General features: G+C 63.4%; 34 protein-coding genes. 30 read left to right on the plus strand and 4 right to left on the minus strand.

All coding sequences use genetic code 11. From position 1 onward, the window contains the following. The first annotated feature begins 48 nt into the window (after nucleotides 1-48). Genes EBMC1_RS06185 through EBMC1_RS06195 form a run of 3 tightly spaced genes read left to right on the plus strand, consistent with a single transcriptional unit; the run spans nucleotide 49 to nucleotide 2,260 of the window. Nucleotides 49-675: a DUF4136 domain-containing protein gene (locus tag EBMC1_RS06185; RefSeq protein WP_040589719.1), complete on the plus strand. Its 627-nt coding sequence runs from the start codon at nucleotides 49-51 to the stop codon at nucleotides 673-675. Beyond that, nucleotides 672-1,781, plus strand: coding sequence for a M14 family metallopeptidase (locus EBMC1_RS06190; RefSeq protein ID WP_003042159.1), 1,110 nt, complete (start codon nucleotides 672-674; stop codon nucleotides 1,779-1,781). Before EBMC1_RS06185 ends, EBMC1_RS06190 begins: the two co-directional genes overlap by 4 nt. Next, a complete protein-coding gene (locus tag EBMC1_RS06195) occupies nucleotides 1,778-2,260 on the plus strand; it encodes a GNAT family N-acetyltransferase (protein ID WP_003042162.1) in 483 nt (160 codons plus the stop codon). The genes EBMC1_RS06190 and EBMC1_RS06195 overlap by 4 nt, the downstream gene beginning before the upstream one ends. A gap of 82 nt (nucleotides 2,261-2,342) precedes the next feature. Here EBMC1_RS06195 and EBMC1_RS06200 read toward each other — a convergent pair whose 3' ends face one another. Beyond that, entirely contained in the window at nucleotides 2,343-2,798 is a 456-nt protein-coding gene (locus tag EBMC1_RS06200; RefSeq protein ID WP_003042165.1) for an Hsp20 family protein, read from the minus strand. A 207-nt stretch (nucleotides 2,799-3,005) separates the two neighbouring features. Between EBMC1_RS06200 and gpmA the strand changes: the two genes are divergently transcribed. Continuing rightward, on the plus strand, nucleotides 3,006-3,692 hold the full coding sequence (gene gpmA, locus EBMC1_RS06205) for a 2,3-diphosphoglycerate-dependent phosphoglycerate mutase (RefSeq protein WP_003042166.1): 687 nt from the start codon (nucleotides 3,006-3,008) through the stop codon (nucleotides 3,690-3,692). 90 nt (nucleotides 3,693-3,782) lie between these two features. On the opposite strand, the gene dapD is transcribed toward gpmA, so the two are convergent. After that, on the minus strand, nucleotides 3,783-4,625 hold the full coding sequence (gene dapD, locus EBMC1_RS06210) for a 2,3,4,5-tetrahydropyridine-2,6-dicarboxylate N-succinyltransferase (protein ID WP_003042169.1): 843 nt from the start codon (nucleotides 4,623-4,625) through the stop codon (nucleotides 3,783-3,785). Between the two features lie 14 nt (nucleotides 4,626-4,639). Beyond that, complete coding sequence (locus tag EBMC1_RS06215; RefSeq protein WP_040589723.1) at nucleotides 4,640-5,314, minus strand: pyrimidine 5'-nucleotidase; 675 nt, start codon at nucleotides 5,312-5,314, stop codon at nucleotides 4,640-4,642. A 115-nt stretch (nucleotides 5,315-5,429) separates the two neighbouring features. On the opposite strand from EBMC1_RS06215, the gene EBMC1_RS06220 reads away from it, so the two are divergent. Then, entirely contained in the window at nucleotides 5,430-6,731 is a 1,302-nt protein-coding gene (locus EBMC1_RS06220; protein ID WP_003042174.1) for a metal-dependent hydrolase family protein, read from the plus strand. Nucleotides 6,732-6,828: 97 nt separating this feature from the next. On the opposite strand, the gene EBMC1_RS06225 is transcribed toward EBMC1_RS06220, so the two are convergent. Further along, on the minus strand, nucleotides 6,829-7,326 hold the full coding sequence (locus EBMC1_RS06225; RefSeq protein ID WP_003042177.1) for a DNA-deoxyinosine glycosylase: 498 nt from the start codon (nucleotides 7,324-7,326) through the stop codon (nucleotides 6,829-6,831). 289 nt (nucleotides 7,327-7,615) lie between these two features. On the opposite strand from EBMC1_RS06225, the gene rpsL reads away from it, so the two are divergent. The 25 genes from rpsL to EBMC1_RS06350 all read left to right on the plus strand — a co-directional run bounded on the left by rpsL (nucleotide 7,616) and on the right by EBMC1_RS06350 (nucleotide 21,782). Further along, nucleotides 7,616-7,987 (plus strand): 30S ribosomal protein S12, encoded by a 372-nt coding sequence (rpsL, locus tag EBMC1_RS06230; RefSeq protein ID WP_003042180.1) that lies wholly within the window; start codon nucleotides 7,616-7,618, stop codon nucleotides 7,985-7,987. A gap of 73 nt (nucleotides 7,988-8,060) precedes the next feature. Further along, nucleotides 8,061-8,531, plus strand: coding sequence for a 30S ribosomal protein S7 (gene rpsG, locus EBMC1_RS06235; protein ID WP_003042192.1), 471 nt, complete (start codon nucleotides 8,061-8,063; stop codon nucleotides 8,529-8,531). 96 nt (nucleotides 8,532-8,627) lie between these two features. After that, nucleotides 8,628-10,721, plus strand: a complete 2,094-nt coding sequence (gene fusA / locus EBMC1_RS06240; RefSeq protein ID WP_003042194.1) for an elongation factor G — start codon at nucleotides 8,628-8,630, stop codon at nucleotides 10,719-10,721. Between the two features lie 153 nt (nucleotides 10,722-10,874). Then, on the plus strand, nucleotides 10,875-12,065 hold the full coding sequence (gene tuf, locus EBMC1_RS06245) for an elongation factor Tu (RefSeq protein ID WP_003042197.1): 1,191 nt from the start codon (nucleotides 10,875-10,877) through the stop codon (nucleotides 12,063-12,065). A 147-nt stretch (nucleotides 12,066-12,212) separates the two neighbouring features. Continuing rightward, nucleotides 12,213-12,524, plus strand: coding sequence for a 30S ribosomal protein S10 (rpsJ, locus tag EBMC1_RS06250; protein WP_003042199.1), 312 nt, complete (start codon nucleotides 12,213-12,215; stop codon nucleotides 12,522-12,524). A gap of 303 nt (nucleotides 12,525-12,827) precedes the next feature. Next, complete coding sequence (gene rplC / locus EBMC1_RS06255; protein WP_040589724.1) at nucleotides 12,828-13,586, plus strand: 50S ribosomal protein L3; 759 nt, start codon at nucleotides 12,828-12,830, stop codon at nucleotides 13,584-13,586. Between the two features lie 2 nt (nucleotides 13,587-13,588). Further along, nucleotides 13,589-14,215: a 50S ribosomal protein L4 gene (rplD, locus tag EBMC1_RS06260; RefSeq protein ID WP_003042204.1), complete on the plus strand. Its 627-nt coding sequence runs from the start codon at nucleotides 13,589-13,591 to the stop codon at nucleotides 14,213-14,215. After that, nucleotides 14,208-14,516, plus strand: coding sequence for a 50S ribosomal protein L23 (locus EBMC1_RS06265; protein ID WP_003042207.1), 309 nt, complete (start codon nucleotides 14,208-14,210; stop codon nucleotides 14,514-14,516). Before rplD ends, EBMC1_RS06265 begins: the two co-directional genes overlap by 8 nt. Nucleotides 14,517-14,538: 22 nt before the next feature. After that, complete coding sequence (gene rplB, locus EBMC1_RS06270) at nucleotides 14,539-15,375, plus strand: 50S ribosomal protein L2 (RefSeq protein ID WP_003042210.1); 837 nt, start codon at nucleotides 14,539-14,541, stop codon at nucleotides 15,373-15,375. Between the two features lie 3 nt (nucleotides 15,376-15,378). Then, nucleotides 15,379-15,654, plus strand: a complete 276-nt coding sequence (gene rpsS / locus EBMC1_RS06275) for a 30S ribosomal protein S19 (RefSeq protein ID WP_003042215.1) — start codon at nucleotides 15,379-15,381, stop codon at nucleotides 15,652-15,654. Continuing rightward, nucleotides 15,654-16,034, plus strand: a complete 381-nt coding sequence (gene rplV, locus EBMC1_RS06280; protein ID WP_003042218.1) for a 50S ribosomal protein L22 — start codon at nucleotides 15,654-15,656, stop codon at nucleotides 16,032-16,034. The genes rpsS and rplV overlap by 1 nt, the downstream gene beginning before the upstream one ends. A 1-nt stretch (nucleotide 16,035) precedes the next feature. Then, a complete protein-coding gene (gene rpsC / locus EBMC1_RS06285) occupies nucleotides 16,036-16,743 on the plus strand; it encodes a 30S ribosomal protein S3 (RefSeq protein ID WP_003042222.1) in 708 nt (235 codons plus the stop codon). An 11-nt stretch (nucleotides 16,744-16,754) separates the two neighbouring features. Continuing rightward, nucleotides 16,755-17,186, plus strand: coding sequence for a 50S ribosomal protein L16 (gene rplP, locus EBMC1_RS06290; protein ID WP_003042223.1), 432 nt, complete (start codon nucleotides 16,755-16,757; stop codon nucleotides 17,184-17,186). A 5-nt stretch (nucleotides 17,187-17,191) separates the two neighbouring features. Next, nucleotides 17,192-17,395, plus strand: coding sequence for a 50S ribosomal protein L29 (gene rpmC, locus EBMC1_RS06295; RefSeq protein ID WP_003042226.1), 204 nt, complete (start codon nucleotides 17,192-17,194; stop codon nucleotides 17,393-17,395). 10 nt (nucleotides 17,396-17,405) lie between these two features. Beyond that, nucleotides 17,406-17,672: a 30S ribosomal protein S17 gene (rpsQ, locus tag EBMC1_RS06300; protein ID WP_003042229.1), complete on the plus strand. Its 267-nt coding sequence runs from the start codon at nucleotides 17,406-17,408 to the stop codon at nucleotides 17,670-17,672. A gap of 68 nt (nucleotides 17,673-17,740) precedes the next feature. After that, nucleotides 17,741-18,109 (plus strand): 50S ribosomal protein L14, encoded by a 369-nt coding sequence (gene rplN, locus EBMC1_RS06305; RefSeq protein WP_003042233.1) that lies wholly within the window; start codon nucleotides 17,741-17,743, stop codon nucleotides 18,107-18,109. Between the two features lie 2 nt (nucleotides 18,110-18,111). Next, the gene (rplX, locus tag EBMC1_RS06310; RefSeq protein ID WP_040589516.1) at nucleotides 18,112-18,432 is read left to right on the plus strand and encodes a 50S ribosomal protein L24; all 321 of its coding nucleotides are present in this window, start codon (nucleotides 18,112-18,114) and stop codon (nucleotides 18,430-18,432) included. Continuing rightward, nucleotides 18,425-19,003 (plus strand): 50S ribosomal protein L5, encoded by a 579-nt coding sequence (gene rplE / locus EBMC1_RS06315; RefSeq protein WP_003042239.1) that lies wholly within the window; start codon nucleotides 18,425-18,427, stop codon nucleotides 19,001-19,003. Before rplX ends, rplE begins: the two co-directional genes overlap by 8 nt. Before the next feature lie 52 nt (nucleotides 19,004-19,055). Beyond that, a complete protein-coding gene (gene rpsN, locus EBMC1_RS06320) occupies nucleotides 19,056-19,361 on the plus strand; it encodes a 30S ribosomal protein S14 (protein WP_003042242.1) in 306 nt (101 codons plus the stop codon). A 12-nt stretch (nucleotides 19,362-19,373) separates the two neighbouring features. After that, a complete protein-coding gene (gene rpsH, locus EBMC1_RS06325) occupies nucleotides 19,374-19,778 on the plus strand; it encodes a 30S ribosomal protein S8 (RefSeq protein WP_003042244.1) in 405 nt (134 codons plus the stop codon). After that, nucleotides 19,778-20,311, plus strand: coding sequence for a 50S ribosomal protein L6 (gene rplF, locus EBMC1_RS06330; RefSeq protein ID WP_003042248.1), 534 nt, complete (start codon nucleotides 19,778-19,780; stop codon nucleotides 20,309-20,311). The genes rpsH and rplF overlap by 1 nt, the downstream gene beginning before the upstream one ends. Before the next feature lie 3 nt (nucleotides 20,312-20,314). Next, nucleotides 20,315-20,668, plus strand: coding sequence for a 50S ribosomal protein L18 (rplR, locus tag EBMC1_RS06335; RefSeq protein WP_003042250.1), 354 nt, complete (start codon nucleotides 20,315-20,317; stop codon nucleotides 20,666-20,668). A gap of 2 nt (nucleotides 20,669-20,670) precedes the next feature. Continuing rightward, entirely contained in the window at nucleotides 20,671-21,384 is a 714-nt protein-coding gene (rpsE, locus tag EBMC1_RS06340) for a 30S ribosomal protein S5 (RefSeq protein WP_003042253.1), read from the plus strand. A gap of 4 nt (nucleotides 21,385-21,388) precedes the next feature. Further along, nucleotides 21,389-21,574, plus strand: coding sequence for a 50S ribosomal protein L30 (rpmD, locus tag EBMC1_RS06345; RefSeq protein ID WP_003042255.1), 186 nt, complete (start codon nucleotides 21,389-21,391; stop codon nucleotides 21,572-21,574). Nucleotide 21,575: 1 nt separating this feature from the next. After that, a complete protein-coding gene (locus EBMC1_RS06350; protein WP_003042257.1) occupies nucleotides 21,576-21,782 on the plus strand; it encodes a DUF1737 domain-containing protein in 207 nt (68 codons plus the stop codon). The last annotated feature ends 29 nt before the right edge of the window (nucleotides 21,783-21,811 follow it).

Genomic DNA, 21,811 nt, shown 5'->3' on the forward strand with positions numbered 1-21,811 from the left:
CCCACCTCGTTCATTGCCAAGCCATTTTTGCTGGCGCATGATGCGGGCATGACGCGTCATTTTTCCGTCGCCCTGCTCGCGGCAGCGGCGCTTGCGCTCGGCGGTTGTGCCACGGCGGTTCCACCCGTCGAGGTTACCCGCTTCCATAACAATGCGACCGCCGGCCTGGGCCCAGGCACGCGCTATGCCGTCGAGGTGCTGCCGCACGGCGATGCCTCGGCGACGGGCGGCGCGGCGCAGCCGTCGCTCGAATGGAACAGCTATCGCATCGCGGTGGAGCGTCAGCTGCAATTGCTGGGCTTCGTCGCTGCGCCCGAAGGCACCGCCGCGCCGCTGAAGGTTCGCATCGCCTTCGACCGAAACGATCGCATGCCGCTTGCAAAGCGTTCGCCGGTTTCGGTCGGTGTTGGCGGATCGACCGGCAGCTATGGCTCGGGGGTGGGCCTCGGGATCGGCATCAATCTTGGTGGCGGGCCGAAACAGATGCAGGATTTGCAGCTGTCGGTGCGCATCGATGACGCGGCCACGGGCCAGGCCGTGTGGGAAGGCCGGGCGCTCAGTGCGGTGCCGGTGAAGGCGCCTGCGGCACAACCGTCGATTGCTGCGGCGAAATTGGCCGAAGCCCTATTCAAGGACTTCCCCGGCGAATCGGGACGCACTATCAGCGTCCCATGACAATCAGCATCAACGCCGCTTTCGACAGCGGCAATATCGTCGTGGATTCGATCGATGGCACGCGTGCCCGCCTTTCGATCCGCAAGGATCGCGAATCCGATTTCTTCCAGTGGTTCCATTTCCGCGTGGCCTGCGCGGTGGGCGATGAACTTGAACTGGCGATCGCCGGGCTGGGCGATTCGGCTTATCCCGATGGCTGGCCCGGCTATGCCGCCTGCGCCAGCTATGACCGCGAAAACTGGTTCCGGCTCGACACCGGCTACGATGCCGGGACGCTCACCATCAACCACAGCGCCGAAGGGCAGATATTGTGGATCGCCTATTTCGCGCCCTATTCGATGGAACGGCATCACGACCTGGTCGCCTCTGTCGCTGAATGCGACGGCGTTTCCTATCGCTGTCTCGGCGCCAGTCTCGAGGGGCAGCCGATCGACTGCCTCGAAATGGGCACCGGGCCGGTCCAGGTGTGGCTGTATGCGCGCCAGCATCCGGGCGAGAGCATGGCCGAATGGTGGATGGAAGGCGCGCTTGAAAAGCTCACCGATCCGGCCGATCCCCATGCCCGGTCGCTACGGCAGAAATGCCGATTCCACATCGTCCCGAACATGAATCCCGACGGGTCGCGCCGCGGTCATCTGCGCACCAACTTTGCCGGGGTGAATCTCAACCGCGAATGGGACAATCCGACTGCCGATCGCAGCCCCGAAGTGCTCGCGGTGCGCAATGCGATGGACGAAAGCGGCGTCGACTGGGCGATGGACGTTCATGGCGACGAGGCGATTCCGGCGGTGTTCCTCGCGGGTTTCGAGGGCATCCCGTCGTTGAAGGACGAGCAACAGGCGCGCTATCTGGCCTTCCAGTCCGCCCTTGCCGCCAACACGCCCGATTTCCAGACCGCCCTCGGCTATGAAAGCTCGGCGCCGGGCAAGGCCAATCTGTCGATGTCGACGACGCAGCTCGCCGAACGCTTTGGTGCGGTGTCGATGACGATCGAAATGCCGTTCAAGGACAATCGCGATCTGCCCGATCCCGTCGCCGGCTGGTCGCCCGAACGATCGAAGCTGCTGGCGCACGCGTGTCTCGCGACGCTGGACCAGATGCTTTGACCGATGCCGCGGATCGGGATGGCTGGCGTATCGTCGAGGACGATCTGTCGGGCGCCCCGATCCGCGCGCTGCTCGAACGGCATTTTGCCGGCATGCTCGCAAACTCGCCCGAGGAAAGCTGCCATTTCCTCGATTTCGAGGGACTGAAGGCGCCGGGTGTTACTTTCTGGTCGATCCATTGCGGCCCCGATCTGGCGGGCTGCGGCGCGCTGAAGCGACTCGATAGGCGGCACGGCGAAATCAAGTCGATGCGCACCGCCGACGCCTTTCTGCGCCGCGGCGTCGCCGCGCGGATGCTGGGCCACATCATCGAAGCGGCCCGCGCGGGCGGGCTTGAGCGGCTCAGCCTCGAAACCGGGTCAGGCGCTGCCTTCGAGCCGGCACTTGCGCTCTACCGGCGGCATGGCTTCACGGACTGTGCGCCTTTCGCGGATTACAGGCCCGATCCATTCAGTCGCTTCATGACGCGCGCAATCTAGCAACGCAAAACAGAAACGGGGCCCGGAAGGGACAGCCGGACCCCGTTCATACGGCCCATTCGGACCGGCGTTAGCCGCTGGCTTACGCGGCTTTCTTGGCTTCGATCGCCGTGGGCTGGGTGCCGCCGATGGCGATCTTGTGCGGCTTCATCGCTTCGGGCACTTCGCGCACCAGGTCGATGATCAGCAGCCCGTCGGCCAGGTCGGCGCGATCTACGCGCACGAAATCGGCAAGCTGGAAGCGGCGCTCGAAGGCGCGCGTCGCAATGCCGCTATACAGAAGCTGGCGCGTTTCGCCGTCCTTCGCGGGCGCCTTGCGGCCGCTGACGGTCAGCATATTCTGCTGCGCGGTGATGTCGATCTCGTCGCTCTTGAAACCCGCCACCGCGACAGTGATGCGGAAATGGTCGTCGGCGACCTTCTCGATATCGAAGGGCGGATAATTTTCGGCCGAACCGCTGTTTTCCAGAAAGTCGAACAGACGATCGAAACCGACGGTCGAGCGGCGATAGGGGGTCCAGTCAAAGCTGTTACGCATGGGTCATTCCTTCCTTGCAAAGCGAAGTCATCGGGCCGCAGCATGGCCTGCCGCGGCTTCCATCCGGCCCCGTTTCGGCAACCGGATGAGACGAATCTGGGATGGCGCCGACCCTTTTCAAGAGGGGCGGTGGTCCTTGCCCGAAAGCCGCGCTATGGCGCCCCCGAATCGCCCGCGCGGGCGCGCCCTTTATCGAAAGGACAGATCATGCCGCAGCTCATCCTCATCCGTCACGGCCAGTCGCAGTGGAATCTCGAAAACCGTTTCACCGGCTGGTGGGACGTCGATGTCACCGAAAAAGGCGCGGCCGAGGCGTGGGCGGCGGGCGAACTGATGAAGGAAAAGGGTATCGCACCCGACACCTGCTTCACCTCGGTCCAGACGCGCGCGATCAAGACGCTCAACCTCGCGCTCGAGGCGATGGGCCGGCTCTGGCTGCCGGTGACGAAGGATTGGCACCTCAACGAACGCCATTATGGCGGGCTCACCGGCCTCGACAAGGCGGAGACCGCGGCCAGGCATGGCGAGGATCAGGTGAAGATCTGGCGCCGCAGCTTCGACACCCCGCCGCCGCCGCTTGAGGCCGGCTCGCCCTACGACCTGTCGCGTGATCCGCGCTACGCGGGCATCGCGATCCCGGCGACCGAAAGCCTGAAAGACACGATCGCGCGCGTTCTTCCTTATTATGACAGCGCGATCGCGCCGCAGTTGCGGGACGGCAGGACGGTGCTGATCTCGGCGCACGGCAACAGCCTGCGCGCGCTGGTGAAGCATCTGTCGGGCATTTCCGACGCCGACATCACCGGCCTCGAAATCCCGACCGGCCAGCCGATCGTCTATGATCTGAACGACGATCTGACGGCGCGCGAACGCTATTACCTCAGCGAGCGGTAAGTCCTGTCGCCCCCGCGAAGGCGGGGGCTGCTATCGGCATGGCACAAGGCCTCCACCGGCCCCCGCCTTCGCGGGGGCGACGCATCTGCTTTAGTCGCGCAGCAGCTCATTGATCCCTGTCTTCGCGCGAGTCTGCGCATCGACGCGCTTGACGATGACGGCGCAATAGAGCGACGGCCCCGGCGTTCCGTCGGGAAGCGGCTTGCCCGGAAGCGAACCCGGGACAACGACCGAATAAGCCGGAACCTCGCCGATGAAGACTTCGCCGGTCGCGCGGTCGATGATCTTGGTCGACGCGCCAAGATAGACGCCCATCGACAGCACCGCGCCTTCGCGCACGATCACGCCCTCGGCCACTTCGGCGCGCGCGCCGATGAAGGCGCCATCCTCGATCACCACGGGTCCGGCCTGCAGCGGTTCGAGCACGCCGCCGATCCCGGCGCCGCCCGAGAGATGGACGTTGGCGCCGATCTGCGCGCAGCTGCCGACGGTGGCCCAGGCATCGACCATCGATCCCTCGCCGACATAGGCGCCGATGTTGACGAAGCTCGGCATCAGCACGGCGCCCTTGCTGATGAAGGCGCCCCGGCGGACGATCGATCCGGGAACGGCGCGGAAGCCGGCATCGCGGAAGCGGTTCTCGCCCCAGCCGGCGAATTTCGACGGCACCTTGTCCCACCAGGTCGCGCCGCCGGCGCCGCCCTCGATAATCTCCATGTCGTTGAGGCGGAAGGAGAGCAGCACCGCCTTCTTAAGCCACTGATTGACCTGCCACGTACCACCGGCATCGCGCTCGGCAACGCGGAAGCTGCCGTCATCGAGGCCCGCGAGCGCCGCCTCGACCGCGTCGCGCACCGCGCCGGTCGTCGTCAGCCCGAGCGTTTCGCGCGCATCCCAGGCGGCTTCGATCGTCGATTGCAGGTCGGTGCTCATGAAATTCCCCAAGGTTACGGCCCAAAATGTTCCGGAAGCGCATCAAGCCAGTCGGCGATGTCGTTCACATGAAAATCGACATGGTCCGGCAGGTGGTCGCGATGGCCGCTTTCGCTGCCATTGTCCAGCCATACGGTCGTCATTCCCAGCGCTTTGGCGGGGGTCAGATTGCGCGCCATATCCTCGACGAACAGGCTCTTCGCCGGATCGATTCCGAGATGGCCGATCATCATGCGATAAGCTTCGGCTTCGGGCTTCGGCGTATAGTGCGTCGTGCGAATATCGCAGATGCCGTCGAACAGATCGGCGATGCCCCGCGCGTCAAGCACGCGGGCCGCATAATCGGCATCGGCGTTGGTGAAGATCAGACGGCGGCCGGGTAGGCGTTCGAGGCCGGCACGCAGCCGCGCATCGGGCGCCAGCCGGTCGAGCGGGATATCGTGAACGTCGATCAGGAAATCTTCGGGATCGACGCCGTGGTGGCGCATCAGCCCCGCCATCGTCGTGCCATGATCGTGGAAATATTGCTTCTGCACGCGCCGCGCTTCGATGGCATCGACGCCCATCAGGCGCATGATGAAGGCGCCCATGCGCGCATCGATCAGGTCGAACAGCCGCGCCGACGGATGGTAGAGCGTGTTGTCGAGATCGAAGATCCAGCAGTCGATATGATCGATCGGTACCGTCATGACGCCGCGCGCCATAGGACGCGGCGCCCGCGACGGCAAGGTAGCCGTGGCACACTTTGCGGTTGCCATGTTACCCGGTTAAGCAGGCTGCCACTGGGCAACAGGGGACATATTTATGAAATCGACGATGCTTCTTCCGCTCGCGCTGGCAGGCGCGCTGCTTTCGGCGCCGGTTATGGCGCAGGCGCCGGCGCGCACGGTGATCCATGCGGGCAAGCTGATGGCCGAGCCGGGCAAGCCGGTGCGCGGCGCGACGACGATCATCGTCGAAAATGGCAAGGTCGTCGCGATCCTCGACGGCTTCCAGCCGGCCGATGCGGGCGCGGTGCTGATCGATCTCAAGGACAAATATGTCCTGCCCGGCCTGATCGACAGCCACGTCCACCTGACCAGCGATGCTGGCGGCCTGGCGGGTCAGCTCGAGGAAGTGACGCTCAGCCCTGCAGCACAGGCCTTCAATGCCGAGGTAAACGGCATGAAGACCCTGCGCGCGGGCTTCACCACGGTGCGCAATCTGGGCGATGGCGACGGCGCCACGCTGGCGCTGCGCGACGCGATCCTTGCGGGGAAGGTGGAGGGGCCGCGCATCGTCGATGCGGGTAATGCGATTTCGGGTAGCGCCGGGCATATGGACGGATCGCTCGGCTATCGGGACGAACTGCGCCCCTATTTCCAGGGAGCGGGCAACACCTGCAACGGTGCCGACGATTGCCGCCGCGCCGTCCGGCTTCAGGTCGGGCGCGGCGCCGACGTGATCAAATTCGCCTCGACCGGCGGCGTCAACAGCCGCATTGGCGCAGGGCTCGGCAAACAGATGTTCGACGACGAAGCCAAGGCGATCGTCGATACCGCGCATATGTTCGGCAAAAAGGTCGCGGTCCATGCGCACGGCGCCGACGGCATCCGCCTGGCGCTCGACGCCGGCGCCGATTCGATCGAGCATGGCACGATCCTCGACGAAGCGACGATCGCCGCCTGGACGAAGTCGAAGGCCTATTATGTTCCGACCCTGTCGACCGTGAGCGGCTACAAGGAACGGCTGGCGGCGAACGCGAATGCCTATGAACCCGATGTGCTCGCCAAGATTCGCTGGCGCATCTCGATCACCGGCAAAAGCCTCGAGCAACTCGTCCCGCGCGGCGTCCGTATCGCCTTTGGCACCGACGCGGGCGTGTCCAAGCATGGCCGCAACGCCGACGAATTCGAACTGCTGGTCCAGCACGGCATGACGCCGATTGACGCGATCAAGGCCGCGACGGTCAACGCCGCCGATCTGCTCGGCCTCTCCGACGAAATCGGCACGATCGCGCCGGGCAAGAGCGCCGATATCATCGCGGTGGCGAGCGACCCGGTCGCCGACGTGACCGTGCTGAAGAAAGTCGATTTCGTGATGGCGCGGGGGGAAGTGGTTGATTGACCCGCATCGTCATTGCGAGGAGTGAAGCGACGCGGCAATCCAGGGTAGCGTCAACCAGCTCTGGATTGCTTCGCTTCGCTCGCAATGACGAGCTTCATTATGCCAACGCCGCGCGCAACTCCAGCCACCGCTCCAGCTTCGCCGCATAGCCCACCGTATTCGCTGCGCTGCTTGATGGCAGATCGACGAGCGCGACGCCCTCAAGCACTGGCAATTGCCTTCGCCCGATCGCTGCGGCCTTGCCGCCGTTGAAGGCAATCATGCGCATGTCGGGCAGTGCCGCGATCAGTGTCGCAAGGTCGTGCGCCTCGGCCTCGCGGATCAGCGAATCGCTGCTCGTAAGCCGCTCGGCCGAACGGATCACGTCCCACAGCCCGATCTTCGCATCCGCGAGTGCGCCCAGCCGCTCGTCATAGGTCATGGTGGCGAGTGGCCGGTCGATCGCTGCGCCCACCAGCCGCCAGAACTGGTTCGTCGGATGCGCATAATAGCGCCGCTCGGCGAGCGACCGCGCGCCGGGCAGGCTGCCGAGAATCAGCAGGCGCGCGTCGGGCGCGACGTGCGGTGCGAAGCTGGCGTGGCGGACCGGCGGCATTTACGGGGCGCTACCGGCCGGAAATCCGCGGCGCAAGCCGCTTGACGCTTGACCGCAAAGGGAATCACCGCTAGGGGCGCCCCCGATCGAAAGCGGCGGACTTTTCGCCAAACTCGTTCACAACAGCGCTTGAACATTGCTGGCGCGGATGGAGCCTCCGGAGGACGAATGTGTCCGCCGGGGTCTTTTGCTGTTATCAGGTCGGGGCATTTCGATGCCCCGGAGCTTCATCCACCGCGGTAGAGTAACCGTTCGCTCCGATGGGCGGACACTTGAAGGTGAAGCATTCATGCCCACGATCAACCAGCTGGTCCGCAAGGGCCGGACTCCGCAAAAGGTGAAGTCCAAGGTCCCGGCGATGGAAGCGAACCCGCAGAAGCGCGGCGTTTGCACCCGTGTCTATACGACGACCCCGAAAAAGCCGAACTCGGCGCTCCGCAAGGTTGCGAAGGTCCGCCTGACCAACCAGCGCGAAGTTATTTCCTACATCCCCGGCGAAGGCCACAACCTCCAGGAACACAGCGTCGTGCTGATCCGCGGCGGCCGTGTGCGCGACCTTCCCGGTGTCCGTTACCACGTCCTGCGCGGCGTTCTGGACACCCAGGGTGTGAAAGACCGCAAGCAGAGCCGTTCGAAATACGGTGCGAAGCGTCCGAAGTAAGGACGGCTTTTTCGGCTATTTGATCATCCCGCGGGCGCGTTGCGCCGGGATGCTGTTGTAAAAGGAATTACCTATGGCTCGTCGTCGTCGTCCTGAACGCCGCGAAATCCTGCCCGATCCCCGTTTCGGGGATGTCGTACTGTCGAAGTTCATGAACAGTGTCATGCTCGACGGTAAGAAGTCGGTCGCCGAAAGCATCGTCTATGGTGCGCTCGAAGCGGTCGAAGCCCGCGCCAAGAAGGAACCGCTCGGCGTGTTCCATGAGGCGCTCGCCAACATCCGTCCGAACATCGAAGTGCGCAGCCGCCGCGTCGGCGGTGCGACCTATCAGGTTCCGGTCGAAGTCCGTCCGGACCGCGCGCAGGCGCTCGCGATCCGCTGGCTGATCACCGCGGCGCGCAACCGCAGCGAAACCACGATGGCCGCGCGCCTGTCGGGCGAACTGCTCGATGCGTCGAACAATCGCGGCAACGCGGTCAAGAAGCGCGAAGACACGCACCGCATGGCCGAAGCGAACCGCGCCTTCAGCCACTACCGCTGGTAATTTGCGAGGGCGCCCCCCGGCGTCTCGCAATCGCAACAAAACTTCCTATATCGGGGGCGGCTCCAAAGGCTTCCCCCAAAAACCGAGGAAAAGATCATGGCACGCAGCCATCCGCTCGAACGCTATCGTAATTTCGGTATCATGGCGCACATCGACGCCGGCAAGACCACGACGACCGAGCGCATTCTCTATTACACTGGCAAGTCCTACAAGATCGGCGAAGTCCACGACGGCGCTGCCACGATGGACTGGATGGAACAGGAACAGGAACGCGGCATCACGATCACGTCGGCTGCCACCACCTGCCTGTGGAAAGCCGATGAAGGTCAGGGTCCGGAACACCGCCTGAACATCATCGACACCCCCGGCCACGTCGACTTCACCATCGAAGTCGAACGTAGCTTGCGCGTCCTCGACGGCGCCGTCGCCGCGTTCGACGGCGTTGCCGGTGTCGAACCCCAGTCGGAAACCGTGTGGCGTCAGGCGGACAAGTACAAGGTTCCGCGGATGTGCTTCATCAACAAGCTCGACCGCACCGGCGCCAATTTCTATTACTGCGTCCAGACGATCATCGATCGCCTGGGTGCGGTGCCGGCCGTCCTGTACCTCCCCATCGGCGCGGAATCGGACTTCAAGGGCCTCGTCGACCTCGTCAACGAACGCGCGATCATCTGGAAGGATGAAAGCCTGGGCGCCGAATTCTTCTACGAAGACATCCCGGCCGACCTCGCCGACAAGGCTGCCGAATATCGCGAAAAGCTCGTCGAACTCGCCGTCGAACAGGACGACGATGCGATGGAAGCCTATCTCGAAGGCACGCTGCCCGACGTCGCGACGCTGAAGGCGCTGATCCGCAAGGGCACGCTCGGTCAGGCGTTCGTACCGGTCCTGTGCGGCTCGGCGTTCAAGAACAAGGGCGTCCAGACGCTGCTCGACGCGGTCGTCGACTATCTGCCTTCGCCGCTCGACATCCCCGACGTCCAGGGCATCAACCCGGACACCGAGGAAGCCGATTCGCGTCCGACGTCGGACAGCGCACCGCTGTCGATGCTCGCGTTCAAGATCATGAACGACCCGTTCGTCGGCTCGCTCACCTTCGCGCGCATCTATTCGGGTACGCTCTCGAAGGGCACCTACCTGAACTCGGTGAAGGACAAGAAGGAAAAGATCGGCCGTATGCTCCTCATGCACGCCAATTCGCGTGAGGACATCGAAGAAGCCTATGCGGGCGACATCGTCGCGCTCGCCGGCCTCAAGGAAACCACGACGGGCGACACGATCTGCGCGAGCAATGCGCCGATCATCCTCGAACGGATGGAATTCCCCGAGCCGGTCATCGAGCTGTCGGTCGAACCCAAGACCAAGGCCGACCAGGAAAAGATGGGCGTTGCCCTCAACCGCCTGGCTGCCGAGGATCCCTCGTTCCGCGTCTCGACCGACCATGAATCGGGCCAGACGATCATCAAGGGCATGGGCGAGCTTCACCTCGACATTCTCGTCGATCGCATGAAGCGCGAATTCAAGGTCGAAGCGAATGTCGGTGCGCCGCAGGTGGCGTATCGCGAAAGCCTCGCGAAGCCGGTCGAAGTCGACTACACCCACAAGAAGCAGTCGGGTGGTTCGGGTCAGTTCGGTCGCGTCAAGGTCCAGGTCACCCCGGGCGAGCGCGGCAGCGGCGTCACTTTCACCGACGAGATCAAGGGCGGCAACATTCCGCGCGAATATATCCCGGCGGTCGAAAAGGGTTTCCGCGAATCGGCTGAAAACGGTCACATGATCGGCTTCCCGATCATCGACTTCGACATCAAGCTGATCGACGGTGCGTACCACGATGTCGACTCGTCGGCGCTGGCGTTCGAAATCGCGGGCCGTGCGGCGATGCGCGAAGTGGCGGCAAAGGCCGGCATCAAGCTGCTCGAACCGGTGATGAAGGTCGAAGTTGTTACCCCTGAAGAATTCATGGGCGACGTGATCGGCGACCTCAACAGCCGTCGTGGCCAGATCCAGGGTACGGACAGCCGCGGCAACGCCCAGGTGGTTGAAGCCATCGTGCCGCTCGCCAATATGTTCGGCTACGTCAACCAGCTGCGTTCTTTCACCCAGGGCCGCGCCCAGTACACGATGCAGTTCTCGCACTATGAAGAAGTGCCGAACAACGTCGCGGACGAGGTGAAGGCGAAGATGGCCTGATCCGGTTTGGCCGTGCGGGGCTTGCCTCGCACGGCGGACCCGGACAAGCGCGGGCTTGCACCGCGCGGCAAGACCTACTAAGGGCGGCGCCTGATTCAGCAGGCTCGTCCAGGACTGATCAACTCAACACGCGAACAAGAAGGTTCAAGAAACATGGCTAAGGCTAAATTTGAGCGGACGAAGCCGCACTGCAACATCGGCACCATCGGTCACGTCGACCATGGCAAGACCTCGCTGACCGCTGCGATCACCAAGGTGCTCGCCGAAGAAGGTCTGTCGCAGAAGGTCGACTTCGAAAACATCGACAAGGCTCCCGAAGAGCGCGAACGCGGCATCACCATTTCGACCGCGCACGTCGAATATGAAACCAAGGAACGCCACTATGCGCACGTCGACTGCCCAGGTCACGCCGACTATGTGAAGAACATGATCACCGGCGCGGCGCAGATGGACGGCGCGATCCTGGTGGTTTCGGCTGCTGACGGCCCGATGCCGCAGACCAAGGAGCACATCCTGCTCGCGAAGCAGGTCGGCGTTCCGACCATGGTCGTCTTCCTGAACAAGGTTGACCAGCTCGACGATCCCGAACTGCTCGAACTCGTCGAACTCGAAATCCGTGAAGAACTTTCGAAGCGCGACTTCGACGGCGACAATATTCCGATCATCGCGGGTTCGGCTCTGGCCGCCCTCGAAAGCCGCGACGACAACATCGGCAAGGAAGCGATCCTGAAGCTGATGGAAGCCGTCGACAGCTGGATCCCGCAGCCGGAACGTCCGCTCGACAAGCCCTTCCTGATGCCGATCGAAGACGTGTTCTCGATTTCGGGTCGTGGTACGGTTGTCACCGGCCGCGTCGAAACCGGCATCGTCAAGGTTGGTGAAGAAGTCGAAATCGTCGGCATCAAGGACACCAAGAAGACGACCGTCACCGGCGTCGAAATGTTCCGCAAGCTGCTCGATCAGGGCCAGGCTGGCGACAACATCGGTGCGCTGATCCGCGGCGTCGGTCGTGAAGAAGTCGAGCGTGGCCAGGTTCTGGCGAAGCCCGGCTCGATCACGCCGCACACCGAGTTCACCTCGGAAGTGTACGTCCTGTCGAAGGACGAAGGCGGCCGTCACACGCCGTTCTTCGCGAACTATCGTCCGCAGTTCTACTTCCGCACCACCGACGTCACCGGCGAAGTCATCCTGCCGGAAGGCACGGAAATGGTCATGCCGGGCGACAACGTCCAGCTGACGGTCAAGCTCATCGCTCCGATCGCCATGGACCAGGGCCTGCGCTTCGCGATCCGCGAAGGTGGCCGCACGGTCGGCGCAGGGGTTGTGGCCTCGATCATTAAGTAATATAGGGCCACGAGCCGCTCGAATCGGGTGATTCGGGCGGCTCGTAGCTTTTGAGATTTTTGATGGCCTTTCCGGCCTCCATGCGGGGGTCGGGACGGGCCATTTCGGCTCTTTCGCATCGTCAGACGGGATTCGACTGGAATAGTCATGGAAACGCAGAATATTCGCATTCGCCTGAAGGCCTTTGATCACCGCGTGCTCGATCAGGCCACCACCGACATCGCCGATACGGCACGTCGTACGGGCGCCCTCATTCGCGGTCCCATCCCGCTGCCGACGCGCATTGAAAAATTCACCGTGAACCGCGGTCCGCATGTCGACAAGAAGTCGCGCGAGCAGTTCGAGGTGCGTACCCACAAGCGGTTGCTCGACATCGTGCAGCCCACCCCGCAGACGGTCGATGCGCTGATGAAGCTCGACCTCGCCGCGGGCGTGAACGTCGAAATCAAGTTGGCCTAAATAGCCAGCGTGCTCCGGACTTGATCCGGAGCCCAGGGTAGAAGCGGCCGATAGGTCGCACTGAAACCGCCCTGGGTTTCTGCTTTCGCAGGAACACATTCAGGTTTCGGAGGATACCGCCGGATTGATCCGGGCTGCGTCCCCCGTCTTGCCGCTGATCCCACGGGAAAGCGGCACCTCAGCCCGGACGGGGCGATGCATCGAAATTTCGGGCTGGGAGGACAGTCATCGAACGCAGGTTCGGTGGGGTCCACACGCCGTGCGGAAATGGTTCTGCCCGGCCTCTGTTAGGAGTGAATGATCATGCGCACTGGCGTGATCGCGAAAAAAATGGGGATGACCCGCCTGTTTCAGGACGATGGCCGCCATGTGCCCGTCACCGTTCTGAGCCTCGAAGGCTGCCAGGTCGTCTCGGTTCGCGAAAAGGAACGCGACGGCTATGTGGCCGTCCAGCTCGGTGCCGGCTCGGCAAAGGCGAAGAATGTCGCCAAGCCGCAGCGCGGGGCCTATGGCAAGGCCGAAGTCGAGCCCAAGGCGAAGCTCGTCGAATTCCGCGTTGCTGACGACGCGACGCTCGACGTCGGCGCCGAACTGTCGGCCGACCATTTCGTCGCCGGCCAGATGGTCGATATCCAGGGTGTCACCCAGGGTAAGGGCTTTGCCGGTGCGATGAAGCGCTGGGGTTTCGGCGGTATGCGCGCCACCCACGGTGTTTCGATCAGCCACCGTGCCCATGGTTCGACCGGTAACCGCCAGGATCCGGGCCGCGTCTTCAAGAACAAGAAGATGGCCGGCCACATGGGCGCGCGCAATCGCACCCAGCAGAATCTCGAAATCGTCCGCACCGACGCCGAGCGCGGTCTTCTCTTCGTCAAGGGTTCGGTCCCTGGCTCGAAGGGCGGCTGGCTGCTGGTTCGCGATGCGATGAAGCTGCCGCGTCACCCCGAAGCCCCTTATCCGGCGGCGGTCAAGAGCGCGGCGAACAGCAACAATGCCCCGGCTGAAACCCCTGCGGAAGCAGAGGTCGAAACGACCGCGGCCGACGGCGCACAGGAGTCCTGATCATGAAGGTCAAGGTACAGACCCTCGATGGCAAGGCTGGCGCCGACATCGATCTTAACGACGACGTCTTCGGCGTCGACGCGCGGGCGGACATCCTCCACCGTGTCGTCGCCTGGCAGCTCGAAAAGCGTCGCGGCCCCGCCCGCGCCGCCCGCGAGCGCAGCGACGTTGCCCGCACCGGCAAGAAGTTCGGTCGCCAGAAGGGCGGCGGTACCGCCCGTCACGGCGATCGCAAGGCGCCGATCTTCATCGGCGGTGGCAAGGCGCACGGTCCCCGGGCCCGCACTTTCGGCCACTCGCTGAACAAGAAGATCCGCGCTCTTGGTCTCAAGATGGCGCTGAGCGACAAGGCAAAGGGCGGCAAGCTCGTTGTCATCGACACGCTCGAGCTCAAGGAGGCCAAGACCAAGGTGCTGGCCGGCAAGCTCGGCAAGCTCGACCTCGGTCGCCGTGCGCTCTTCATCGACGGCGATGCGGTCCATGACAGCTTCGCCCAGGCTTCGGCCAACATCGTCGGCGTCGATTCGCTGCCGGCGATCGGTGCCAACGTCTATGACATCCTTCGCGCCGACACGCTGGTCCTGACCCGCGCGGCGGTCGAAAAGCTGGAGGCCCGCTGCAATGGCTAAGGCAAAGACCATCGATGCGCGTCACTATGACGTGATCCTGTCGCCAGTGATCACCGAAAAGTCGACGCTGCTCAGCGAAAACGACGCCGTCGTCTTCCGCGTCGCCAACGACGCAACGAAGCCGGCGATCAAGGCCGCCGTCGAGGCGCTGTTCGATGTCAAGGTGCTCAGCGTGAACACGCTGGTCACCAAGGGCAAGACCAAGCGCTGGAAGGGCAAGCCCTACACCCGCAGCGACGTGAAGAAGGCGATCGTTCGCCTGGCCGAAGGCCAGTCGATCGACGTCACCACCGGCGTCTGACGGATAGGGGAAAGCAGAGAAAATGGCACTCAAATCCTATAATCCGACCAGCCCTGGACAGCGTGGCCTGATCCTCGTCGACAAGTCGTCGCTGTGGAAGGGCAAGCCCGTCAAGGCGCTGACCGAAGGCAAGCGCAAGACCGGTGGCCGCAACAACAAGGGCCATGTGACCTCGCGCGGCATCGCCGGCGGTCACAAGCAGAAGTATCGCTTCATCGACTTCAAGCGTCGCAAGTGGGGCGTTCCGGCGACCGTCGAACGGCTCGAATATGACCCGAACCGCACGGCCTTCATCGCGCTCATCAAATATGAGGACGGTGATCTGGCCTATATCCTGGCGCCGCAGCGCCTGGCGGTCGGCGATACGGTCGTCGCGGACAAGAAGACCGACGTGAAGCCCGGCAATGCGATGGAATTGTCGCAGATGCCGGTCGGCACGATCGTCCACAATATCGAGATGAAGCCGGGCAAGGGCGGCCAGATCGCCCGTTCGGCCGGCACTTATGCCCAGGTCGTCGGTCGTGACCGCGGTCTTGTCATCGTGCGTCTCGGTTCGGGCGAGCAGCGCTACATTCGCGGCGAGTGCATGGGCACGGTCGGTGCGGTGTCGAACCCCGACAACCAGAACACCAACCTGGGCAAAGCCGGCCGCAGCCGCTGGCTCGGCAAGCGTCCGCTGACCCGCGGCGTCGCCAAGAACCCGGTCGACCACCCGCACGGCGGTGGTGAAGGCCGCACCTCGGGCGGCCGTCACCCGGTCACCCCGTGGGGCAAGCCGACCAAGGGCGCCCGTACCCGCCACAACAAGTCGACCGACAAGATGATCATCCGGTCGCGTCACGCGAAGAAGAAGAGGTAAGCCATGGCACGCTCGGTCTGGAAGGGTCCGTTCGTCGACCTTCATCTCCTCAAGAAAGCCGAAGCGGCTCAGGACGGCGGCAGCTCAGCGCCGATCAAGACCTGGTCGCGTCGCTCCACTATCCTGCCGCAGTTCGTCGGGCTGACCTTCAACGTCTACAACGGCCGCAAGTTCGTGCCGGTGTCGGTCAATGAAGACATGGTCGGCATGAAGCTGGGTGAATTTGCGCCGACGCGCTTCTTCCCCGGTCACGCGGCCGACAAGAAGGGCAAACGCTAATGGGCAAGGAAAAATCCCCTCGCCGCGTTGCGGACAATGAGGCGCTGTCGGTCGGCACGCAGATTCGCGGTTCGGCGCAGAAGCTGAACCTCGTTGCCGCGCTGATCCGCGGCCGCAAGGTCGAAGACGCGATGAACGTCCTCGCTTTCTCGAAGAAGGCGATGGCTGTCGACGTGCGCAAGGTTCTCGCCAGCGCCGTCGCCAACGCGGAAAACAATCACAACCTCGATGTCGATGCACTCGTCGTCAAGGAAGCGAGCGTCGGCAAGTCGTTCACGATGAAGCGCTGGCATGCGCGCGGTCGCGGCAAATCGACCCGGATCGAAAAGCCGTTCAGCCGCATCCGCATCGTCGTCCGCGAACAGGAAGAAGAGGCGTAAGATGGGCCAGAAGAGCAATCCGATCGGCCTGCGCCTGCAGGTCAACCGCACCTGGGACAGCCGCTGGTTCGCGGAAGGCCAGGATTATGGACGCATGCTTATCGAGGATCTGAAGATCCGCAAATATGTGTTCAAGACCCTGCCGCAGGCAGCGATTTCGAAGGTCGTCATCGAACGTCCGGCGAAGCTGTGCCGCGTGTCGATCTATGCCGCCCGTCCGGGCGTCATCATCGGCAAGAAGGGCGCGGACATCGAAAAGCTGCGCAAGGCGCTCGGTGAAATGACCGGCAGCGACGTGAGCCTGAACATCGTCGAAATCCGCAAGCCGGAAGTCGATGCCAAGCTCGTCGCGCAGGGCATTGCCGACCAGCTCGAACGCCGCGTCGCCTTCCGCCGTGCGATGAAGCGCGCGGTTCAGTCGGCGATGCGTCTGGGCGCCGAAGGCATCCGCATCAACTGTGCGGGTCGTCTCGGCGGCGCGGAAATCGCCCGCACCGAATGGTATCGCGAAGGCCGCGTTCCGCTGCACACGCTGCGTGCGAACGTCGATTATGCCGAGGCCGAAGCCCACACCGCCTACGGCGTGTGCGGCATGAAGGTCTGGATCTTCAAGGGCGAGATCCTGGGCCACGACCCGATGGCGACCGACCGGCTGATGCTCGACGCGCAGACGTCGGGCGTTCGCCCGGCGCGCGATGAACGCCGTTAAGGAACGCTGACATGTTGCAACCGAAGAAAACCAAGTTCCGCAAGGCCTTCAAGGGCCGCATCCATGGCAATGCCAAGGGTGGCACCAGCCTGAACTTCGGCTCCTACGGCCTGAAGGCGATGGAACCCGAGCGCATCACCGCGCGCCAGATCGAAGCGGCTCGCCGCGCGATCAGCCGTGCGATCAAGCGTCAGGGCCGCCTCTGGATTCGCGTGTTTCCCGACCTTCCCGTGTCGTCGAAGCCCGCCGAAGTCCGTATGGGTAAAGGCAAGGGCGCGCCCGAATATTGGGCCGCTCGCGTCAAGCCCGGTCGCATCCTGTTCGAACTCGACGGCGTTCCCGGCCCCGTGGCCGCGCTGGCGTTCGAGCGTGCGGCGATGAAGCTGCCGATCAAGACGAAGGTCGTCGCCCGCCTCGGCGACACCTCGCACCTGGAGGGTTGAGGGCCATGGCCAAGACCGAAGATGTGACCAAGAAGACCGACGACCAGCTCGCCGAACAGCTTGGCGAACTGAAGCGCGAGGCATTCAACCTCCGTTTCCAGGCCGCCACGGGCCAGCTTGAAAAGGCTTCGCGGGTCAAGGAAGTGCGGCGCACGATCGCCCGCATCAAGACCGAACAAACCGCGCGCGTTCGCGCGGCGGCGAAGTAAGGAGACTGTCATGCCGAAGCGCATTCTGACCGGCACGGTAGTGTCCGACAAGGGCGACAAGACCGTCGTGGTGAAGGTGGAGCGTAAGGTTAAGCACCCGCTCTACGGCAAGATCATCCGGCGTTCGAAGAAGTATCACGCCCATGATGAGGACAACGCCATCAAGGCTGGCGAAACCGTCCGCATCGAGGAAACGAAGCCGATTTCGAAGCTGAAGACGTGGAAGGTTCTCGAAAAGGTCGAAACCTCCACCAAGCCGAAAGCGGCCGAAGCCTGAGGGCTTCACGCAAGTTTCACGGAACCGCCGGGATGGCCCGGTAGGCCAAGGAAGAAGGAAATGCATCGATGATCCAGATGCAGTCACAACTGGAAGTCGCCGACAACAGCGGCGCGAAGCGCGTCCAGTGCATCAAGGTGCTGGGCGGCTCGAAGCGTCGCACGGCCGGCGTGGGCGACCTTATCGTCGTCTCGATCAAGGAAGCCCAGCCGCGCGGCAAGGTGAAGAAGGGCGACGTGCATCGTGCCGTCATCGTTCGCACCGCGAAGGACGTTCGTCGTGCCGACGGTTCGGTGATCCGTTTCGACAGCAACGCCGCCGTGCTCGTCAACAAGAATGAAGAGCCGATCGGCACCCGTATCTTCGGCCCCGTCGTCCGCGAACTTCGCGGCAAGGGCTATATGAAGATCATCAGCCTGGCGCCGGAGGTGCTTTGACCATGGGTATGGCCAAGATCAAGAAGGGTGACACCGTCGTCGTCCTGTCCGGCAAGGACAAGGGCAAGACCGGCGAAGTGACGCAGAGCCTGCCGAAGGACGGCAAGGTCGTCGTCGCGGGCGTCAACATCATCACCCGCCACAAGAAGCCTAACCAGCAGGATCCGCAGGGCGGCCTCGAGCGCAAGGAAGCGCCGCTGCACGTCAGCAAGGTCGCGGTTGCCGATCCCAAGACCGGCAAGCCGACGCGCGTCCGCTTTGAAACCAAGGACGGCAAGAAGGTCCGCGTGGCCGTGAAGTCCGGGGAGACGATCAATGGCTGACAACTACACCCCGCGCATGCGCAAGCTCTATGACGACCAGATCGTCAAGGCGATGACCGAAAAGTTCGGTTACAAGAATGCGATGGAAGTTCCGAAGATCGAGAAGATCACGCTCAACATGGGCGTGGGCGATGCGGTCCAAGACAAGAAGAAGGTCGAAACGGCCGCTTCGGAAATGGAACTGATCGCGGGCCAGAAGCCCGTTATCACCAAGGCGAAGAAGTCGATTGCCGGCTTCAAGCTGCGTGAAGGCATGCCGATCGGCTGCAAGGTGACCCTGCGTCGCGAGCGGATGTATGAATTCCTCGACCGCCTGATCACCATCGCGATGCCGCGCATCCGCGACTTCCGCGGCGTGTCGCCGAAGAGCTTCGACGGTCGGGGCAACTATGCCCTCGGCCTGAAGGAACAGATCATCTTCCCCGAGATCAACTATGACCGCATCGATCAGGTGCGCGGCATGGATGTGATCGTGACCACGTCGGCACGTACGGACGAGGAAGCCCGCGAACTGCTCAAGCTGTTCGGCTTCCCCTTCCCGATCGAAGCCCAGGCCAAGGAAGCCGCCTGAGTCCCCGCTGGGACCTCGGGCCGGACAGGAACAAGGAAAGAGAACTTAAGTCATGGCGAAACTGAGTTCGGTGAACAAGAATGAGCGTCGCAAGAAGCTGGTGAAGAAATATGCCGGCCGCTATGCGAAACTGAAGGCTATTGCGGCCGACACCTCGCTCGACGACGGCGAGCGTCTGATCGCGCGCCTCAAGATGGCGGAAATTCCGCGCAACGGTAACCCGACCCGTATCCGTAACCGGTGCGAACTGACGGGCCGTCCGCGCGCTTATTATCGCAAATTCCGGCTGTGCCGTATTCAGCTCCGCGATCTGGCCAACAAGGGCCTGATCCCCGGCGTTGTGAAGTCGAGCTGGTAAGGAACACGCAACATGGCAATGACCGATCCTTTGGGTGATATGCTCACCCGCATCCGCAACGGCCAGCAGGCGAAGAAGGACAGCGTCCTGACGCCGGCTTCGACGCTGCGTGTCCGCGTTCTCGACGTGCTCAAGCGCGAAGGCTACATCCGTGGCTACAGCGAAGAAGTGCTCGGCACCAAGGGCCAGCACAAGGGCATCCGCATCGAGCTCAAATATTTCGAAGGCCAGCCGGCGATCCGCCACGTGGCGCGCGTCTCGAAGCCGGGCCGCCGCGTCTATTCGGGTTCGAAAGAACTGCCGGTGGTTCGCAACGGCCTGGGCATCACCATCGTGTCGACCCCGCGCGGCGTCCTTTCGGACGCCGAAGCACGCGAGCATAATGTCGGCGGCGAAGTGCTGGCGGAGGTGTTCTAATGTCGCGCATCGGTAAAAAGGCAGTGGCGATCCCCAGCGGCGTTACCGCTGCGATCGACGGCGGCCAGCTGTCGGTCAAGGGCCCCAAGGGCACGCTGGCGATGCCGCTGTCCGACAACATCAAATATGAAGTCGGCGAAGGCGCCATCTCGGTGCAGCCCGCGAACGAAAGCCGCGAAGCGCGCGCTTTCTGGGGCATGCAGCGCACGCTGGTGCAGAACCTGATCACGGGCGTGACCGAAGGCTTCACCAAGGTGCTCGAAATCACGGGTGTCGGCTACCGCGCCAACGCGCAGGGCAAGAATCTGAAGCTGCAGCTCGGCTACAGCCACGATGTCGATTTCGCGGTGCCGGAAGGCATCGAGATCAAGACGCCGGATAACACGACGATCGAGATCAGCGGTATCGACAAGCAGCAGGTCGGCCAGGTCGCGGCGGAAATCCGTCGCTGGCGCAAGCCCGAACCCTATAAGGGCAAGGGTATCAAGTATCGCGGCGAGTACATCTTCCGCAAAGAAGGCAAGAAGAAGTAAGCCATGGCACATCTTACCCCTTTCGAAAAACGCCGCCAGCGCGTTCGTACCGCACTCCGTCTGCGTGCTGCCGGGCGTCCGCGCCTTTCGGTGCACCGCTCGGGCCGCCACATCTATGCGCAGCTCATCGATGACGCCGCCGGCAAGACGCTGGCTGCGGCTTCGACGCTCGACAAGGATCTGCGCGGCAAAACCGGCGCGACGGCTTCGGCTGCTGCCGAAGTCGGCAAGCGCCTTGCCGACGCCGCCAAGAAGGCGGGCGTGACGCAGGTCGTGTTCGACCGCGGCGGCTTCCTGTTCCACGGGCGCATCAAGGCGCTGGCCGACGCGGCGCGCGAAGGCGGATTGGAGTTCTGATTATGGCTGACGAAAACACCACGGGTCAGGGCAACCAGCCCGAGGCGATCCTGGCGCCTGAAACCACCAACGCCGAAGTCACGGGTCGCCGTGGTCGCGGCGGTCGTGATGGCGGACGTGGCGGTCGCGACGGTGGCCGCGGTCGCCGCGACGATCGGCGTCCGCGCGACGAGGACGGTGGCGAAGAGCTGATCGAAAAGCTCGTTCACATCAACCGCGTTTCGAAGACCGTGAAGGGCGGCAAGCGCTTTGGTTTCGCCGCGCTCGTCGTCGTCGGTGACGGCAAGGGCCGCGCCGGTTTCGGTCATGGCAAGGCGCGCGAAGTGCCCGAAGCCATTTCGAAGGCGACCGCCGCTGCGAAGAAGGCGATGATTCGCGTTCCGCTGCGCGACGGCCGCACGCTGCACCATGACGGTCGCGGCCATTTCGGCGCCGGCAACGTCACCGTGCGTTCGGCGCCTGCAGGTACCGGCATCATCGCTGGTGGCCCGATGCGTGCCGTGTTCGAATCGCTCGGTGTTGCCGATGTGGTGACCAAGTCGGTCGGCACGTCGAACCCCTACAACATGATCCGCGCGACCTTCCAGGCGCTCGGCGAACAGACCAGCCCGAAGTCGGTCGCGCAGCGTCGTGGCAAGAAGGTTTCGGACCTGATCAAGCGCGGCGGCGTGTCCGATCGTGCAGCCGAGGCTGAGGCCGCGGCGGTGACGGAGTAAGACAATGGCCGACAAGAAGATCAAGATCCGCCAGATCGGTTCGCCGATCCGTCGTCCCAAGGACCAGCGCAAGATCCTGACCGGCCTCGGCCTGGGCAAGATGAACCGCGAAGTCGAACTGGTCGACACCCCGGAAGTGCGCGGCATGATCCGCAAGCTTCCGCACATGGTGGAAGTAATCGAGGGCTAAGGTGAAGCTCTATCGCCTGTTGACCGGTCCCGATGATGCCGCCTTCTGCGCGCGTGTCGAAGGGCTGCTCAATCGGGGGTGGCAACTTCACGGAAGTCCGTCGATCACCTGCGTCGATGGCCGCGGCCATGTGGCGCAGGCGATCGTGATGGAAAAGGCCGGGCCCTATCCCGGCTTCCAACCGTCGAGTGAAATCGAACCCGACTGAAACACCGGGTTCAAAGCGCGACAAAAGCG

Source organism: Sphingopyxis sp. MC1 (assembly GCF_000371385.1).
Classification (GTDB): Bacteria; Pseudomonadota; Alphaproteobacteria; order Sphingomonadales; family Sphingomonadaceae; genus Sphingopyxis; species Sphingopyxis terrae.